Genomic DNA, 16642 nt, shown 5'->3' with positions numbered 1-16642 from the left:
CGCCGCCGCGAAGAACGTCCCTGTTGTCCTAGGCCCTAGTACAGCCCGCCGGTGCCCGGCCGCATGAAGAAGCCGGAATCCGGCTGCTGCTGCTGCGACGCCGGCATGCGGCCGTCGGCATCGGCAACGCCGATGACGGAGTAGTTATCCGGCGGCGCCGTGCCCGGCTTGAAGGCCTCCAAAATGGTTCCGCCGGTCTCGCCGGGACCGGCGCGCATGCCGGTCTTGGAGGCGACGCGCACGAGCTTGATGCCGGCCGGCACCTTGAACGGAACCGCGGGCTTGTCGGCGAGCGCGAGCTTGAGGAAATCGCGCGCGATCGGAGCAGCCAGATGGCCGCCGGTCGCGGCGTTACCCTTACCGAGCGCGCGCGGCTTGTCGTAGCCCATATAGATGGCGACGGCGACGTCGGGCGAGAAGCCGACGAACCAGGCGTCCTTGGCCTCGTTGGTGGTGCCGGTCTTGCCGGCGATCGGCTTGCCGACCTCCTTGACCACGGTCGCGGTACCGGCCTGGACCACGCCTTCCATCAGCTCGGTGATCTGGTAGGCGGTCATGGAGTCCAGCACCTGCTCGCGGCGATCGATCAGCTGCGGCTCGGTCTGATTCTTCCAGCCACCCGGCGCGTCGCAACCGCGGCATTCGCGCTGGTCGTGCTTGAAGATGGTGCGGCCGTAGCGGTCCTGGATACGATCGATCAAGGTCGGCTTCACCCGGCGGCCGCCATTGGCGAGCATCGAATAGGCCGTGACCATGCGCATCGCCGTGGTCTCGCCGGCACCGAGCGCGTAGGAGAGATAGTTCGGCAGCTCGTCATAGACGCCGAAGCGGCGGGCATATTCGCCGATCAGGGGCATGCCGATGTCTTGCGCGAGACGCACCGTCACGGTGTTGAGCGACTGCCGCAGCGCATTGCGCAACGTCACCGGTCCCTGGAATTTGCCGGACGAGAAGTTTTCCGGCCGCCACACGCCGGCGCCCTGGCCCTGGTCGATTTCGATGGGCGCGTCGAGCACCACGGTCGACGGCGTATAGCCGTTGTCGAGCGCGGCCGAATAGACGATCGGCTTGAACGACGAGCCTGGTTGCCGGTAGGCCTGCGTGGCACGGTTGAACTGGCTCTGGTCGAACGAGAAGCCGCCGACCATCGCGAGCACGCGGCCGGTCCAGGGATCCATCGCCACCATCGCGCCGGACACTTCGGGGATCTGGCGCAGCCGGTACTGACCGTCGACAGGCTGACCGTCCTTGTAGAGCGGATCGGCATAAATGACGTCGCCGGGCTGGAGCACCTGCGAAACCGCCGCCGGCGCCCGGCCCTTCGTGGCGCCTTGCGCGGCGCGCGCCCAGCGCACCCCGTCGACGGTGACGATGCCGGTCTCACGCTGCTTGCTGATGGCGCCGCCGAGCTCGCGGCTCGGCTGGAAGCCGATGCGTGCGGACTGGTCGCTGGTCTCCAGCACCACCGCCATCCGCCATGGCGAGATGTCGGAGAGCGACTTGATCTCGGCGAGCTTCACGCCCCAGTCGCCCGAAATATCGAGCTTGCTCATGGCGCCGCGATAGCCCTGCTGCTCGTCATAGTTCACGAGGCCGGCGACCATGGCCTTGCGCGCCATGACCTGGATCTTCGGATCGAGCGTGGTGCGGACGGACAGACCGCCTTCGTAGAGTTTCTTCTCGCCGTAGCGCTCGAAGATGTCGCGGCGGACTTCCTCGGCGAAATATTCGCCGGCGAAGGTGTGGGCGCCGTTGGAGCGGCTGGTGACGGCCAGCGGCTCCTTGCGGGCCTTGTCGGCGTCGGCCTGCTTGACCCAGCCGTTCTCCACCAGACGGTCGATGACGTAATTGCGGCGCTCGATGGCGCGGTCGCGGTTGCGGACCGGATGCAGCGTCGCGGGCATCTTCGGCAGCGCGGCCAGATAGGACGCTTCCGCCACGGTCAGCTCGTTCACCGACTTGTCGAAATAGACCAGCGAGGCGGCCGCGATGCCGTAGGCACCGAGGCCGAGATAGATTTCGTTCAGATACAGCTCGAGGATCTTGTCCTTCGAGTAGGTCTTCTCGATCCGCATCGCCAGCAGCGCTTCCTTGATCTTGCGGGCGAAGGAGACCTCGTTGGTCAGAAGGAAGTTCTTGGCGACCTGCTGGGTGATCGTCGAGGCGCCCTGCGGACGGCGGTTGGAGCCGTAGTTCTGGATGTAGACCACGCCGGCGCGCGCCATACCGGTGTAGTCGATGCCGCCATGCTCGTAGAAGTTCTTGTCCTCGGCCGCGAGGAAGGCGTTGATCACGAGCTTCGGTACCGCCTGGATCGGCAGATACAATCGCCGTTCCTTGGCGTATTCGCCGAGCAGCGAGCCGTCGACCGCGTGCACGCGGGTCATCACCGGCGGCTCGTAATCCTGAAGCTGAGAGTAATCCGGCAAATCCTTGGAGAAATGCCATATCAGGCCTGCCACGGCCCCGACACCGACAAGGAACAGCACTGTTCCCGCGGCGAACAGGAAGCCCATGAACCGCACCAGCAAGCGCATTATGTGTTTATCCGTTCAAACTCTGGATCAGCTCAGTATCAGCACCCCAAACAGGCGCCAACCTCACGTCGCGAATTCACCGGCCTACTCAATACCATCAGTGCCGGACCCAAGACGCCTGCCGAACGGGATTCTCCTCGATTCCGGAACCCCCTGCGGCGTTTTTATAAAGCGCCCGCTGTGGCCAAACTAGGGCTTTTGCGGCGGCACGAAAAATCCCCTCTCAATTCGACGGCCCGGCGGTCGCCATCCGCTTGGTCAGGAACCCGTCGATCGCCTGCGCCATCGAGCCTACGGCACGGGACCGCCAGCCCTCGGACACCAGATGCTCGAGATCTCCCTTGTTGGAGACATAGCCGATCTCGACCAGCACCGAGGGCACGTCAGGCGCCTTCAGCACCCGGAAGCCGGCCGACTTCAGCGGATGCTTGTGCATCCGCACGGTCGACTTCATTTCACCCATCAAGAGGCGGGCAAAACGGCTTGAAAAAGTGCGAGTTTCCCGCTGGGTGAGGTCGATCAGGATGTCGGCGACATCGGTCGGCTCCTCCGTGAGATTGAAGCCGGCGATCGCGTCCGCCCGGTTTTCCGCATCCGCCAGTCGCTGGGCCTCCGCGTCCGAGGCCTTGTCGGACAGCGTGTAGATGGTTGCGCCCTGAGCATCGCCCTCGGCACGCGGCAGCGCGTCGGCATGGATCGAGACGAACAGCGCCGCCTTGAGCCCGCGGGCCACTTTGACCCGGTCGTTGAGCGCGATGAAGGTGTCGTCGTCCCGCGTCATCACCACGCGGTACTTGCCGGCTTTCTCCAGCCGGTCGCGCAGCGCCAAGCCGAACGCCAGCACCAAATTCTTCTCGCTCTCGCCGCTCGACTGGGTGCCATTGTCGATACCACCATGGCCAGGATCGATCACGACGATCGGGCGGCCATCGGCCTTCTGCTGCGCGGCTTCCGGAGTTGCGGTGGCAGCAGCCGTTGCGGGCGGCGCATCGGCGATCGCGGGCCGCAGCTCAGGGCGATTTTCCGGAGCGAGCGTCGGAACGAAGGCGGTGCGGTCGACCTCCTCCAGCTCGATCACCAGCCGGGCCGGCTGGCCGTTGGCGGCCTCCAGCACGTAGGATTTGGCGATCTTGGCCGGCCCGGACAGGTCGAACACGATTCGCGAGCCGCCTGGCATGACCAGCCCGTAGCGAAAGGCCTTGACCAGTCCGCGCCCGGTCCCGGTGCCCGCGGGTAGCTGAAAATTCAGCTGGGGCACGTCGACCACCACCCGATAGGGGTCGGCGAGCGTGCCTGCACGGAAGGTAACGGTCTGATCAATGTCGAGAATGAAGCGGGTCTGCTTGCCGTCGCCGGCCAGTCGGGCGGCCGAGGCAACTGGAAAATTGGCTGCCGCAACAGAGGGTTGCGATTGTCTTTCCGCCGCGCTCAGGCGCGAAGAATCGGCACATGGCAATACTGCAGCGCACAACAGCGCGCATCCCAGCAAAACCCTTTGATTGGTGCGGCTCGCCACCGATTCCGTGCCTCCGAGCAGCTCTTTTAACGCAATAGAACCACAGGGTTAAACGATCCTTAATCACGACCGCGCGAAACTCGCTCACTGTGACCGCCGTGCGACGCTCCCTTGCACGGTTGGCCCATTCCACGTATGTACGGAGTGCTGACGGCCGATATTTCCGGTTGTGTCGCATTCAGCCTCCCGGTGCAGCGCCGGAACTCTCAAGGTTTGGGAATTCCAGCGTTTTTCCGTTCGCCTCTAAGACCAGCGCGGTGCGCGGCAGCGAGGTGGAGCGGGTCAAGCTCCGGCGGCGGACGGTCCCCGGTTACCGCTGTGTTTCCGGGACGGTTCTGACAGCGGCGTAACCCGTTACCCGGTCCCTTAATCCCAAGGGAACGGTTCGTAATCCCAAGGCGAGCGCGCTCGCGCCATGCCTGGCCAGCAGCAACTGATTGAGGGGCGGCCCCGCCGCCCACTGTTTCATACGGGCCGACGCTTGATGCGCCAGACTGTGCCGACGAATTCTGAAGGACCGTTCGCGACGCTGCGGAGTGACAATCCCGCGCGCCGCTTCGGTCCTAAAGCTTCCGATTCGGCGAGGCGCGAGAGACGGCGTTTCGGCCTTCCCCTCACCCCCGAATCAGGTGGACCGTCGCGTCACCCGGCAGCGCAGATCGCGCCCACGGTGAACCGCGCCCGCCGCCGCCAAGAGTTAAGACATGCCCAACAAGATGTTGATCGATGCCACCCACCCGGAAGAGACCCGGGTTGTCGTGGTCCGCGGCAATCGCGTCGAAGAGTTTGATTTCGAGACCGCGCAACGCAAGCAACTGCGCGGAAATATCTACCTTGCCAAGGTCACGCGGGTCGAACCCTCGCTCCAGGCGGCCTTCGTCGAATATGGCGGCAACCGCCACGGCTTTCTCGCCTTCAGCGAAATTCATCCCGACTATTACCAGATCCCGGTCGCCGACCGGCAGGCACTGATCGAGGCCGAGGAACAGGCCCACCGCGAGGCGGAGGAAGAGACCGAGAACCGCTCGCAGGGCCGCCGCCGCTCGCGCCACCGCAGCTCCCGCCGCCGCGGTCATGGCGAGCGCGTCCGCAGCGACATCGTCGAGGGCGCCGGCTCCGATCCCGCCGCTCAGCCGATCGAGGGCGAGGCCCTGCCGGCACATGCCGAGGGCGCTTCGCACGACGGCGAGCATCTGCACGCCGATGCCGGGCATCACGGCGAGCACGAGGGTCACGACCACGATCATCACGACCACGATCACGGCGAGCATCATCATATCCATGACCATGACGACCATGGTCATGAGGGCGAGCGCGATCATCACGGTCATGCCGACGAGACGCCCGCGCCTGTCGCAGCCGTCGGCGCCGAGCCCGTGGTTGCTGCCGAGCCGCCGGAGGCTGCCGCCTCCGAAGCGCATGCCGAGGCTCTGGCCGAGGCCCTGACATCAGCCGCCGAACCGGCCGATGCCGTGTACTCCGCCGGGGAGAGTGCCGAGTCCTCCCATGCCGAGTTCTCCCATGGTGAGTCCTTGCATGCCGAGTCCGCCGGCCTCACGGCCGAGGAAGAGGACGACGAGGACGAGGACGAGGAGGACGCCGAAGAGGAAGTCGTCGAATCCGTCGGCGGCGACGACGTGCTGGAGGAAGTGCCGGAGCGCACCTTCCGCCCGCGCCGCCAGTACAAGATCCAGGAAGTCATCAAGCGCCGCCAGGTGATGCTGGTCCAGGTCGTCAAGGAAGAGCGCGGCAACAAGGGCGCGGCGCTGACGACCTATCTCTCGCTCGCCGGCCGCTATGCCGTGTTGATGCCGAACACCGCGCGCGGCGGCGGCATCAGCCGCAAGATCACCAGCGCCCAGGACCGCTCCCGTCTCAAGGAAGTGGTGCAGGATCTCGACGTGCCCGAGGGCATGGGCATCATCCTGCGCACCGCCGGCGCCGCCCGCACCAAGCCCGAGATCAAGCGCGACTTCGAATATCTGATCCGGATGTGGGAGACCGTGCGCGACCTGACGCTGAAGTCGCAGGCCCCGACCCTCGTCTATGAGGAAGGCTCTCTAATCAAGCGCTCGCTGCGCGACCTCTACAACAAGGAGATCGACGAGATCTCGGTTGCCGGTGAATCCGGCTACCGCGAAGCGCGCGATTTCATGAAGATGCTGATGCCCGCCAATGTCGGCGCGGTGAAGCAATATCGCGACGGCCAGCCGCTGTTCTCACGCATGGGCGTCGAGAGCCAGCTGGATGCGATGTTCTCGCCGACCGTGCAATTGCGGTCCGGCGGCTACATCGTGATCAACCAGACCGAGGCGCTGGTCTCGATCGACGTCAACTCGGGACGATCGACCCGCGAGCACCATATCGAGGACACCGCGCTCAAGACCAATCTGGAGGCGTCCGAAGAGGTCGCCCGCCAGCTTCGCCTGCGCGACCTCGCCGGCCTGATCGTCATCGACTTCATCGACATGGACGAGAAGCGCAACAACCGCGCGGTCGAGCGCAAGCTGTCCGATTGCCTGCGGCAGGACCGCGCGCGGATCCAGGTCGGCCGCATCTCGCATTTCGGCCTGCTCGAAATGTCGCGCCAGCGCATCCGCGCCAGCGTGCTGGAATCCTCGACCGATCCCTGCCCGCATTGCGGCGGCACCGGCCATGTCCGCTCGGTCTCCTCGGTTGCGCTCCAGCTGCTGCGCGGCCTCGAAGAGATCCTGATGAAGGGCGCGACCCACAATCTCGTGGTCCGCACCCGCACCGATGTCGCGCTCTATGTGCTGAACCACAAGCGCGGCCATCTGCGCGATCTCGAGAACGGCTTCAAGGTCACGCTGTCGGTCATCGCCGACCCCAGCGTCAGCGGACCGCAGGCCTATCTGATCGACCGCGGCGAGCAGGTGCATACGCTGGAAGCCGCCAAGGCGCTGCTCGCGGCGCAGGCGGCTGCGAGCCCGCCGCCCTTGGTCGAAGAAGCCTACGACGACGAGGAGTTCGATCCGGAGACCGAATCCGAGGTCGAGACCGAGGAGACCGAAGGTCTCGCCGAGGAGCAGACCGCAGGCGACGCCGCCTCCGAGCAGGACGGCCAGCGCGGCCGCAAACGCCGCCGTCGTCGGCGCGGCCGCAGTGGCCAGCGCGACGCCGAGGCGCGTGAGGATGGCGCTTCCGCTCTTCCCGAGGCGGCCATGGCGGCCGGCGAAGCCGAAGAGGATGCCGAAGCCGAACAGGACGGCGAGGAAGGCGAGGAGCAGGCGGCTCGTGGCGAGCAGCAGGGCAGCGCCGACCGCCGCCGCCGGCGTGGTCGCCGTGGCGGACGCCGTCGGCGTGGTAACGGCGAGGACGGTCTCGCCGGCTCCATCAGCGACGAGCTCGCCGCCAATGCGCCATCGGAAGCAACCGACGCGGTCGCCGATTTCGACGAATCGGGCGGCGAGGCTGCGCCCTCGATTGCGCATTCCGAAGCGATCAACGCTGTCGAGCCGCAGGTCGCTCAGCCTGAGCCTCGCGCCGCCGAGGTGCAGGCGGCACCGGCCCAGCCCGCGCCGGCTCCGGCCGTCGCAGAGGAAGAGCCCGCCGACGACAAGGCCGCGCGACGCCGCTCCACGGTCCGGGAAAAGGTGAGCTTCCTGTCGAGCAGCCCAAGCGAGCCGGCTGCGCAGGCAGCCGAACCGGTGGCCCCGCCCCCGGCACCTGAGCCGACGCCGGAATCAGCAAGCGAAACTCCGGCCGCGCCGCGTCGCGCCGGCTGGTGGTCGCGCCGCTTCGGCGGCGGCGAGTAGCAGCGAACGCCCTCATGCAAAACGCCCGGCACAGCCGGGCGTTTTTGTTTCGACGCTCTCTCCACTCATGCGTTTGCCGATCAGCTCGGTGCATTGATATATGCTAAATCGTTTTCTCGGTTTGGAAGGGATCGGCATTTGGCAGAGCTTTGCGACTCCAGCGCGGTTGAGCTGCGCCGTCTGCTGACCGCCCGGACCATCTCGCCCGTCGAGCTGCTGGAGTCCTGCCTGTCGCGGATCGCGACCATCAATCCCGCCATCAACGCCGTCGTGACGTTGGATGTATCAGGCGCGCGCGCCGCGGCGAAGGCGACGGAAGCCGCCATCCTGCGCGGCGAGGATCGCGGCGCGTTGCACGGGCTCCCGGTCCTGATCAAGGATACCCAGGACACCGCCGGGATGCGCTCGACCTATGGCAGTCCGCTGCTGCGCGACAACGTGCCGGCCGCCGACCAGGGCTCCGTCGCACGATTGCGCGCGGCCGGCGCCATCATCTTCGGCAAGACCAACACGCCGGAATGGGCGGCGGGCGCCAACACCCGCAATCCCGTGTTCGGCGCGACCGGCAATCCCTTCGATCCCTCGCGCTCGGCGGCCGGCTCCTCCGGCGGCTCGGCGGTTGCGCTCGCCTGCGGCATGGCTCCGCTCGCCTCGGGCTCGGACACCGGCGGCTCCTTGCGCAATCCGGCCGGCTTCTCCGGCATCGTCGGCATGCGCCCGTCCTACGGCCTCGTTCCGAGCGAGAAGCGCGCCTTCGGCTGGTCGAACCTTTCGACCGACGGGCCGATGGCGCGCAATGTCGCCGACACCGCCCTGATGCTGTCGGTGATGGCGAGCGATGATGTCCGCGATCCCCTGGCCTATACGCTGCCCGGCGAGCCCGTGCGCGGTCGCGCCGAACGCTGGGCCGCACCGCGTCCCGCAGAACTCGGCAAGCTGCGTCTCGCCTTTACGGAAGATTTCGGCTTCGCGCCGACCGAGCAGGCGATCCGCCGCGTATTCCGCGCGCGCGTGAACAAGCTCGCGCCGCTGTTCGCGGACTCCCGCGAGGCGACGCCCGACTGTTCCGGCGCGGACGATGCCTTCGCCGTGCTGCGCGCAGGCATGTTCCTGGCGACCCATGGCAAGAACTACAAAGAGCGTCCCGAGATGCTCGGTCCCAACGTTCGCGCCAATGTCGAGGAAGGTCTCGGCTATTCGCTCGAGGACCACGCTCGCGCCACCACGACCCAGACGCGGATCTACCGCGCTTGGCAGAGCTTCTTCGAAAAGCAGGACGTGCTGATCAGCCCGACGATCACGCTCAGTCCGCGGCCGTGGTCGGAGCCCTATCCCGCCGAGATCGACGGCGTGCCGACCAAATCCTATTTCCACTGGCTCGCGCTCGCCTATGCCGTGACGCTTCCCGGCCATCCCGCGATCAGTATTCCGCTCGGCTTCGATGAAGCCGGCCTGCCGTTCGGCCTCCAGATCGTCGGTCCGCGCGGGGGCGACGCCGCCGTGCTGTCGGTGGCCGCGAGCCTCGAAGCGGCGTTCGCGCATGATGCACAATTGTGCCGGCCGGTGCCTGACCTCGCGCGGCTCGCCGCGGCGCCGCCGTTATCGGCCACGCCGGGCTTCCTCGCCTGGGAATGACCGACCTCGGCTCGCCAGACGGCCTGACAGGAGAAATTTTTCGATGCAAAGCGCAATCGTTCTCGGCGGCGGCATGGTGGGCGTCGGCGCTGCGCTGCATCTGCAGCGGCGCGGCTGGTCCGTCACCCTCGTCGACCGCAGGGAGCCGGGCCGCGAGACCAGCTACGGCAACGCCGGGATGATCCAGGCGGAAGCGGTCCGCCCCTATCCGATGCCCCGCGACCTCGCCACGCTGCTCAAGATCGCGACCGGCCGCACCAACGACGTGCGCTACAGCCTGTCCTCGCTTCATCGCCACATCGAGCCCCTGCTGCGCTACTGGTGGCATTCGGCACCGAAGCGGCATCGCGAAGCGATCGCAGGCTGGGCGCGCCTGATCGCTTACGCAACAAGCGAGCACGACATCCTCATCCGCGAAGCCCATGCCGACAATCTGATCCGCCGCGCCGGCTATCGGGCGCTGTTTCGCGACGCCGCGTCGATGGATCTCTCGGTCAAGGCGGCGGAGGAAGACCAGCGCGAATTCGGCGTGAATTTCCGCGTGCTCTCCGGCAGCGAGCTTGCCAAGGCCGAGCCGATCCTGCGCGACGATCTCCCCGGCGCGATCCACTGGCTCGACACCTGGACCGTGTCCGATCCCGGTGCGCTGGTCACGGCCTATGCCGAACTGTTCGAGCGCCTCGGCGGCGCAATCGTACTTGGCGATGCCCAGACGGTGCAGCAGACCGCGACCGGCTGGTCGGTCGATACGGACAACGGACGCATCGACGCCGCCAACGCCGTCGTGACACTCGGGCCATGGTCGCCCGATCTCCTCACCAAATTCGGCTATCGCATCCCGCTGGTGCGCAAGCGCGGCTACCACATGCATTACAGCGGCGGCGCGTCGCTCGACCTGCCGCTGGTCGACAAGGGCAACGGTTACGCCATGGGTCCGATGGCCAAGGGCATTCGCATCACCACTGGTGCGGAGCTGACGGGTCCGGATGCGCTCGCAACGCCGGTGCAGCTCGCCAGCGCCGAAGCCGCCGCACGCGAGCTGATCGACCTCGGCAAGCGCGCCGAGCCCGACCCGTGGTTCGGCACCCGCCCCTGCACGCCCGACATGCTGCCGGTGCTGGGGCACGCTCCGCGCCATCCCGGTCTCTGGATGAACTTCGGCCACGGTCACCAGGGCTTTACGCTGGGACCCGCGACGGGACGCCTGCTCGCGGAGATGATGAGCGGCGAAACGCCGTCGATCGATCCCGCGCCATATCGGCCGGAGCGGTTCTAGCTCTCGGCGCTTGCGGCGAGCACCGCGCGTGCGCCGAAAAGAAAGGGCTGATCGAGGATCTCGACCAGCCCTGTTACTTTAGGACCTGACGGCGCATCGCACCGTTACGGGCCCGGCAGATCAATCCGTCGTGACAGCGGTTTCCATGTCGGTCGGGTCGATCTGCTTGGCGAGGTTGGCGTTGAGCTTGTCGCGATCGAGCTCGCCCTCCCACCAGGCGACGATCACGCAGGCCACGCCGTTGCCGCAGAGATTGGTCAGCGCCCGGCACTCGCTCATGAACTTGTCGATGCCGAGCACGATCGCCATGCCCGGCACGAGCCGAGGGTCGACCACGGCGAGCGTCGCGGCCAGCGTGATGAACCCCGCCCCCGTGATGCCGGAGGCGCCCTTCGAAGTCAGCATCGCCACCACCAGGATCGTGGCCTGCTGGCTGAAGGAGAGATCGTAGCCGAGTGCCTGCGCTATGAACAACGTCGCCAGCGTCATGTAGATGTTGGTGCCGTCGAGGTTGAACGAGTAACCCGTGGGCACCACGAGGCCGACCACGGATTTGGAGCAGCCGAGACGTTCGAGCTTTTCCATCAGGGACGGCAGCGCGCTTTCCGAGGACGAGGTGCCGAGCACGATCAGGAGTTCGTCCTTGATGTAGGCCAGGAACTTGAAGATCGAGAACCCCGCCATGCGCGCGATGATGCCGAGCACGACGAAAACGAACAGCGCCGCGGTGAGGTAGAACGTGGCGATCAGCCCGATCAGATTGAGGATCGCGCCGGTGCCGAACTTGCCGATCGTGTAGGCCATCGCGCCGAACGCACCGATCGGCGCCGCGCGCATGACGATGGAGATGACGCCGAACACCGCATGCGCGGCGTCGTCGATGAAGCTGCGGATCGTGTAGCCGCGTTCGCCGAGACTCATGACCGCAAAGCCGAACAGCACCGAGAACAGCAGCACCTGGAGGATCTCGCCTTGCGCGAAGGCGCCGACGACGGTGTCCGGAATGATGTGCAGCACGAAATCGACCGACTTCTGGCCGGCGGCCTGCTTGGCGTAGTTTGCGACAGCCGCCTCGTTCGCCGCCGCATTGCCGAAGCCCGCGCCCGGCTTCGCCAAATTACCGACGATGAGTCCGATCACCAGCGCGAAAGTCGAGACGATCTCGAAATAGACCAGCGCCTTGACGCCGATGCGGCCGACTTTCTTGGCGTCCTGGATATGGGCGATGCCCGAGACCACGGTGCAGAAGATGATCGGCGCGATCACCATCTTGATCAGCTTGATGAAGCCGTCGCCGAGCGCCTTGATCCATTCGTTGGTGGCGACCGTCGGCCACAGCCAGCCGACGATGGCGCCGAGCACGATGGCGATCAGCACCTGGACGTAGAGAACCTTGTACCACGGCTTTGCTGCGGGCGGCGCGACCGGCGCCTCCGCCATCGTTGTCGTCGTCATCGTTTCACTCCCCCTCAAACTTAGAGCCAGCCAAGATCAACTTGGCCGGCCCTGTCAATTGGAACTGCTCGGTATTGCGCGCTTTACCGGCCATCGACGATGCGGCGCGCCGCCGGCATCAGCGTCGCCCCCAGCGCGTTCTTGACCAGCGAGGCCGCGATGAACGGCATCAGACCGACCTGCCAGGCCTTCGCGACGCCCAGACCAAGGCCAAACGCCAGCCAGCCGAATCCCGCGGCGAGGATGAGAATGTGGCCGGCGGCCATCGCCGCAAACAGTAGCGCCACGCTGCGATCCCAGCCGCGCTCGGCGAGCCAGCCGGTGACGAAGGCGGCGCCGACGAAGCCGAACAGATAGCCGGCGGTTGGGCCAACCAGCGGTGCAATTCCACCGACGGGACCGGCGAACACCGGCAGCCCCATCGCACCCTCGGCGAGGTAGGCGATCATGGTTGCGCTGCCAAGGCGCCAGCCATAGGCGGCACCGATCATCAGCACGACCAGCGTCTGCAACGTCATCGGCACGTAAGGCAGCGGCAGGTTTACCTTGGCTGACAGCGCCATCAAGGCGGTGCCGAGCGCGATCAGCACGAAGGCGCGCAGTGCGCCGACGGTTTCACCGGGACGGGCCGGCCACATCAAAGCGGCGAGAGGAGAATGCGGCGTGGCGGCGGACGGGAGGGAACGGTCAGACAAGATGCACTCCGCAAGGCTGGGGTCGAAACGGCTGGCGAAAACTGGCGGCTATTTAAGCCAGTGAGCGATCCGGTCAACTGCCTCCCGCATCTCTTCGGGCGAACGCGCATAGGAAAGCCGGATGAATGAACGGCCATGGATAGGATCGAAATCGAGCCCGGGCGTGGCCGCGACATGCGCCTGCTCCAGCATCTGCTTGGCGAACTCGAAACTGTCAGGAGTGAAGTCCGAGACATCCGCATAAAGATAGAATGCGCCGTCGGCCGGCAGGAACTTGCTGAGGCCTGCCTTGGGCAATCCCTCGATCAGGATGCGGCGGTTTTCCTGATAGCCGTGCTTGATCTCCTCCATCTCGGCCGCACCGTCGAAGGCGGCCTCGGCTGCGATTTGCGACAGCGACGGCACCGAGATCGACAGGTTCTGCTGGAGCCGCTCGATCGGCCGCACCAGGATGTCAGGCACGACCATCCAGCCGACGCGCCAGCCCGTCATGCAAAAATACTTCGAGAACGAGTTGATCACCACCGCGTGCCCTGAGAGCGACGCTGCCGTCACCGCGGGAAACGCGTAGTCGAGCCCGTGATAGATCTCGTCCGAGATGAAGCGAATGCCGGCGTCTTCCGCCGCCGCGATCAGGCCCGACAGCGCCTCGCGGGACATCATCGTCCCCGTCGGATTGGCGGGGCTGCCGACCAGCACGCCCTTCAGCGGCGCCTTGCGATGGGCGGCCAGCAGTGCCTCGCCGGTCAGCGCATGGCGCGTGTCATTGGTGGTCTCGATCAGCACCGGCTCGCAACCGAGCGCGGTGAGGATGTGACGGTAGGGCGGATAGCCCGGCACCGTCACGGCGACGCGGTCGCCGGGTTCGAACATCGACAGGAAGGCCAGGATGAATCCGCCGGAGGAGCCGGTCGTCACCACGATCCTGTCAGGACTGACGTCGCAACCATAGGCATCGCGATAATGCCGCGCGATACACGCGCGCAGGCCGGGAGTGCCCAGTGCGGACGTATAATCGATCCGCCCCGCCTCAAGCGCCGCATGGGCGGCCGCAATCGCGGTCTTGGGGGCGCCGGTTGCGGGCTGGCCGACCTCCATGTGGATGACATGGCCGCCGGCCGCCTCGATTCGGGCCGCTGCGTCCATCACGTCCATCACCATGAACGCGGGAACATCGCTACGGCGGGAGGGCTCGAGCCACTGCCCCAACCGGTTCCTCAATGTCGCATCGTGCATCGATTTCTGCTATTTCGCTGGCGAACCGGTCGGTCCGATCCGGGATACGGGGCTCTTGCGCCCCAGACTGGCCGCATTGTAGGGCTCATAAGGGTACGGCTGAGAAGGGCATATCGCGTATCCGGTCCGCCGCCAATCGCCAAAACCAATCACGAAACTGCTTGACCAAGACCGTTTGACCCAGACCGCCTGATGTTGCTCCAGATCGCATTGCGCAAGAAGGCCTCCGCCCTCGCCGCCCTCGTCACGGCTGCGGCGATCGCGCTGACGCCGTTTTCGGCCGCGCATGCCCAGGCCAAGGGGCCGCCGATCCTGCGCGACACCGAGACCGAGCAGTTGCTGCGCGAATATACCCGCCCGATCCTGCGCGCCGCCGGTCTGGAAAAGCAGAACATCCAGATGGTGATCGTCAACGAGGGCTCGTTCAACGCCTTCGTCGCGGACGGCCGCCGCATCTTCGTCAATTACGGCGCGATCCTCCAGTCGGAGACGCCGAACCAGATTATTGGCGTGCTCGCGCACGAGACCGGACATCTGGCCGGCGGTCATCTGTCCAAGCTGCGCGAGCAGCTTGCCAACGCCCAGACCCAGATGATCATCGCGATGCTGCTCGGCGCCGGCGCGATGGTCGCGGGCACCACGCGCGGCAGCAGCAGCGCAGGCAACAACGGGCTCGCAAATGCCGGCGCCGCCGCGATCGCGGGGCCGCAGGAGATGATCCGCCGTACGCTCCTGTCCTATCAGCGCCAGCAGGAAGAGAATGCCGACCGTGCCGGCGTGAAATTCCTGACTGCGACCCAGCAGTCGCCGAAGGGCATGTACGAGACCTTCAAGCGCTTCACCAGCGAGAGCCTGTTCGCCGCGCGCGGCGCCGACCCGTATCTGCAGTCGCACCCGATGCCCGCCGAGCGCGTTGCCTCGCTACAGGAGTTCGCCAGCTCCAGCCCCTATTGGGACAAGAAGGACGATCCCGCGCTCCAGCTCCGCCACGACATGGTGCGCGCCAAGATCTCCGCGTTCATGGAGCGGCCGGAAACGGTGTACCGCCGCTATCCCCAGACCAATGACAGCATGCCGGCGCGCTATGCCCGCGCCATCAGCACCTATCTGCACGGCGATCTGCGCAGCGCGCTCGCCCAGATCGATGCGCTGATCCAGATCCAGCCGAACAATGCGTATTTTTACGAGGTGCGCGGCCAGGCCCTGCTGGAGGGCGGCAGGCCGGCCGAGGCGATCCCTGCCCTCCGCAAGGCGGCGCAGCTCTCCAACAACGCGCCCCTCATCGAGATGTTACTTGGGCAGGCACTGGTTGGATCCGATAATAAGGCCTACACGGACGATGCCGTTCGGATTCTCCGGGCCGCGGTGGCGCGGGAACCGGAGGCCGCTCTTGGCTACATGCAGCTCGCGATGGCCTATGGCCGGAAGGGCGACTATGCCGAGGCCGATCTGGCGTCGGCGCAGGCCGCTTATCTGCGCGGCGACAACAAGACCGCCCGCGAGCTCGCCACGCGCGCGAAAACCCGTTTCGCCGTCGGCACGCCCGGATGGGTCAAGGCCGACGACATCGTGGCGGCCAAGCCGCCGCGTAACTAGATCGACGACAACGACGCCTGACACCACGACGCCCGGCACTACGACGTCACGACACCGAGCTTTGAGTCCGCCGGGACGTTTTCCGAAACCTGCTTTGGATCAGAGGATTTGCCTATGCCTTCGCTGCGCCTGCTTGCTCCCGCGCTGTTTGCGCTCGCGATGTTCGGCGCAGTCGCGCCCGCGTCGGCCGACAGCTTCTCCAACACCCAGCGCACCGACATCGAGGCGATCATCAAGAACTATCTCGTCACCCATCCCGAGGTGCTCGAGGAAGCGATGACCGAGCTCACCAAGCGCCAGGCCGCGGCCGAAACGCAGAAGCACGAGGCCAGCATCGCGCAGAACTCGGAGGCGATCTTCAACTCGCCGCGCCAGGTCGTGCTCGGCAACAAGGACGGCGACGTCACCTTCGTCGAGTTCTTCGACTACAATTGCGGCTACTGCAAGCGCGCGATGGACGACATGCTCACCATCATGAAGGCCGATCCGAAGCTGAAGGTGGTGCTGAAGGAGTTTCCGGTGCTGAGCCAGGGCTCGGTTGAAGCCGCCCAGGTCGCGGTCGCTGTACGCATGCAGGATCCCACCGGCAAGAAATACCTCGACTTCCACCAGAAGCTGCTCGGCGGTCGCGGCGCCGCCGACAAGGCGCGCGCGCTTCAGGCGGCCAAGGAAGCTGGCCTCGACACCGCTCGAATCGAGAAGGACATCGCCAGCGCGGAGGTGCGCGCCACCATCGAGGAGAACTTCAAGCTTGCGGAGGCGATGGGCATGAACGGCACGCCGAGCTACGTGATCGGCAAGCAGATCGTGATCGGCGCCGTCGGCGTCGAGGGCCTGAAGGAAAAGATCGGCATTGCCCGCTGCGGCAAGGCAACCTGCTGACCACGCGCTTCACAACTCACTCATGCAACAAGGCCGGC

General features: G+C 66.1%; 10 protein-coding genes. 5 read left to right on the top strand and 5 right to left on the bottom strand.

Annotated features, from left to right (window positions below):
* Positions 1–35: 35 nt before the first annotated feature.
* Positions 36–2537 (bottom strand): penicillin-binding protein 1A, encoded by a 2502-nt coding sequence (locus QSV46_RS12120; protein WP_314950646.1) that lies wholly within the window; start codon positions 2535–2537, stop codon positions 36–38.
* Positions 2538–2760: 223 nt separating this feature from the next.
* Positions 2761–4053: an N-acetylmuramoyl-L-alanine amidase gene (locus tag QSV46_RS12115; protein WP_314950644.1), complete on the bottom strand. Its 1293-nt coding sequence runs from the start codon at positions 4051–4053 to the stop codon at positions 2761–2763.
* 704 nt (positions 4054–4757) lie between these two features.
* Here QSV46_RS12115 and QSV46_RS12110 point away from each other — a divergent pair.
* The 3 genes from QSV46_RS12110 to QSV46_RS12100 all read left to right on the top strand — a co-directional run bounded on the left by QSV46_RS12110 (position 4758) and on the right by QSV46_RS12100 (position 10740).
* A complete protein-coding gene (locus QSV46_RS12110; protein WP_314950642.1) occupies positions 4758–7829 on the top strand; it encodes an Rne/Rng family ribonuclease in 3072 nt (1023 codons plus the stop codon).
* A gap of 138 nt (positions 7830–7967) precedes the next feature.
* Positions 7968–9464 (top strand): amidase, encoded by a 1497-nt coding sequence (locus QSV46_RS12105; protein WP_314950640.1) that lies wholly within the window; start codon positions 7968–7970, stop codon positions 9462–9464.
* Between the two features lie 43 nt (positions 9465–9507).
* Positions 9508–10740, top strand: coding sequence for an FAD-binding oxidoreductase (locus QSV46_RS12100; protein WP_314950638.1), 1233 nt, complete (start codon positions 9508–9510; stop codon positions 10738–10740).
* Between the two features lie 120 nt (positions 10741–10860).
* Here the strand turns inward: QSV46_RS12100 and QSV46_RS12095 are convergent, their stop codons facing one another.
* From QSV46_RS12095 to QSV46_RS12085, 3 genes are all read right to left on the bottom strand, one after another.
* Positions 10861–12195 carry a dicarboxylate/amino acid:cation symporter gene (locus tag QSV46_RS12095; RefSeq protein ID WP_314950637.1) on the bottom strand — a complete coding sequence of 445 codons (1335 nt, stop codon included), beginning with the start codon at positions 12193–12195 and terminating at the stop codon, positions 10861–10863.
* Between the two features lie 83 nt (positions 12196–12278).
* Positions 12279–12833: a biotin transporter BioY gene (locus tag QSV46_RS12090; protein WP_314950958.1), complete on the bottom strand. Its 555-nt coding sequence runs from the start codon at positions 12831–12833 to the stop codon at positions 12279–12281.
* A gap of 105 nt (positions 12834–12938) precedes the next feature.
* On the bottom strand, positions 12939–14126 hold the full coding sequence (locus QSV46_RS12085; protein WP_314950635.1) for a pyridoxal phosphate-dependent aminotransferase: 1188 nt from the start codon (positions 14124–14126) through the stop codon (positions 12939–12941).
* 192 nt (positions 14127–14318) lie between these two features.
* On the opposite strand from QSV46_RS12085, the gene QSV46_RS12080 reads away from it, so the two are divergent.
* Both QSV46_RS12080 and QSV46_RS12075 read left to right on the top strand, forming a co-directional pair.
* Positions 14319–15722 (top strand): M48 family metalloprotease, encoded by a 1404-nt coding sequence (locus QSV46_RS12080; protein ID WP_314950633.1) that lies wholly within the window; start codon positions 14319–14321, stop codon positions 15720–15722.
* Between the two features lie 114 nt (positions 15723–15836).
* On the top strand, positions 15837–16604 hold the full coding sequence (locus tag QSV46_RS12075; RefSeq protein ID WP_314950631.1) for a DsbA family protein: 768 nt from the start codon (positions 15837–15839) through the stop codon (positions 16602–16604).
* Positions 16605–16642: the final 38 nt, after the last annotated feature.

It is taken from the genome of Bradyrhizobium cosmicum (assembly GCF_032290525.1).
Classification (GTDB): Bacteria; Pseudomonadota; Alphaproteobacteria; order Rhizobiales; family Xanthobacteraceae; genus Bradyrhizobium; species Bradyrhizobium cosmicum_A.
The sequence above is the reverse complement of the archived record's forward strand: the minus strand, read 5'-3'. Positions and strand labels throughout refer to the sequence as shown.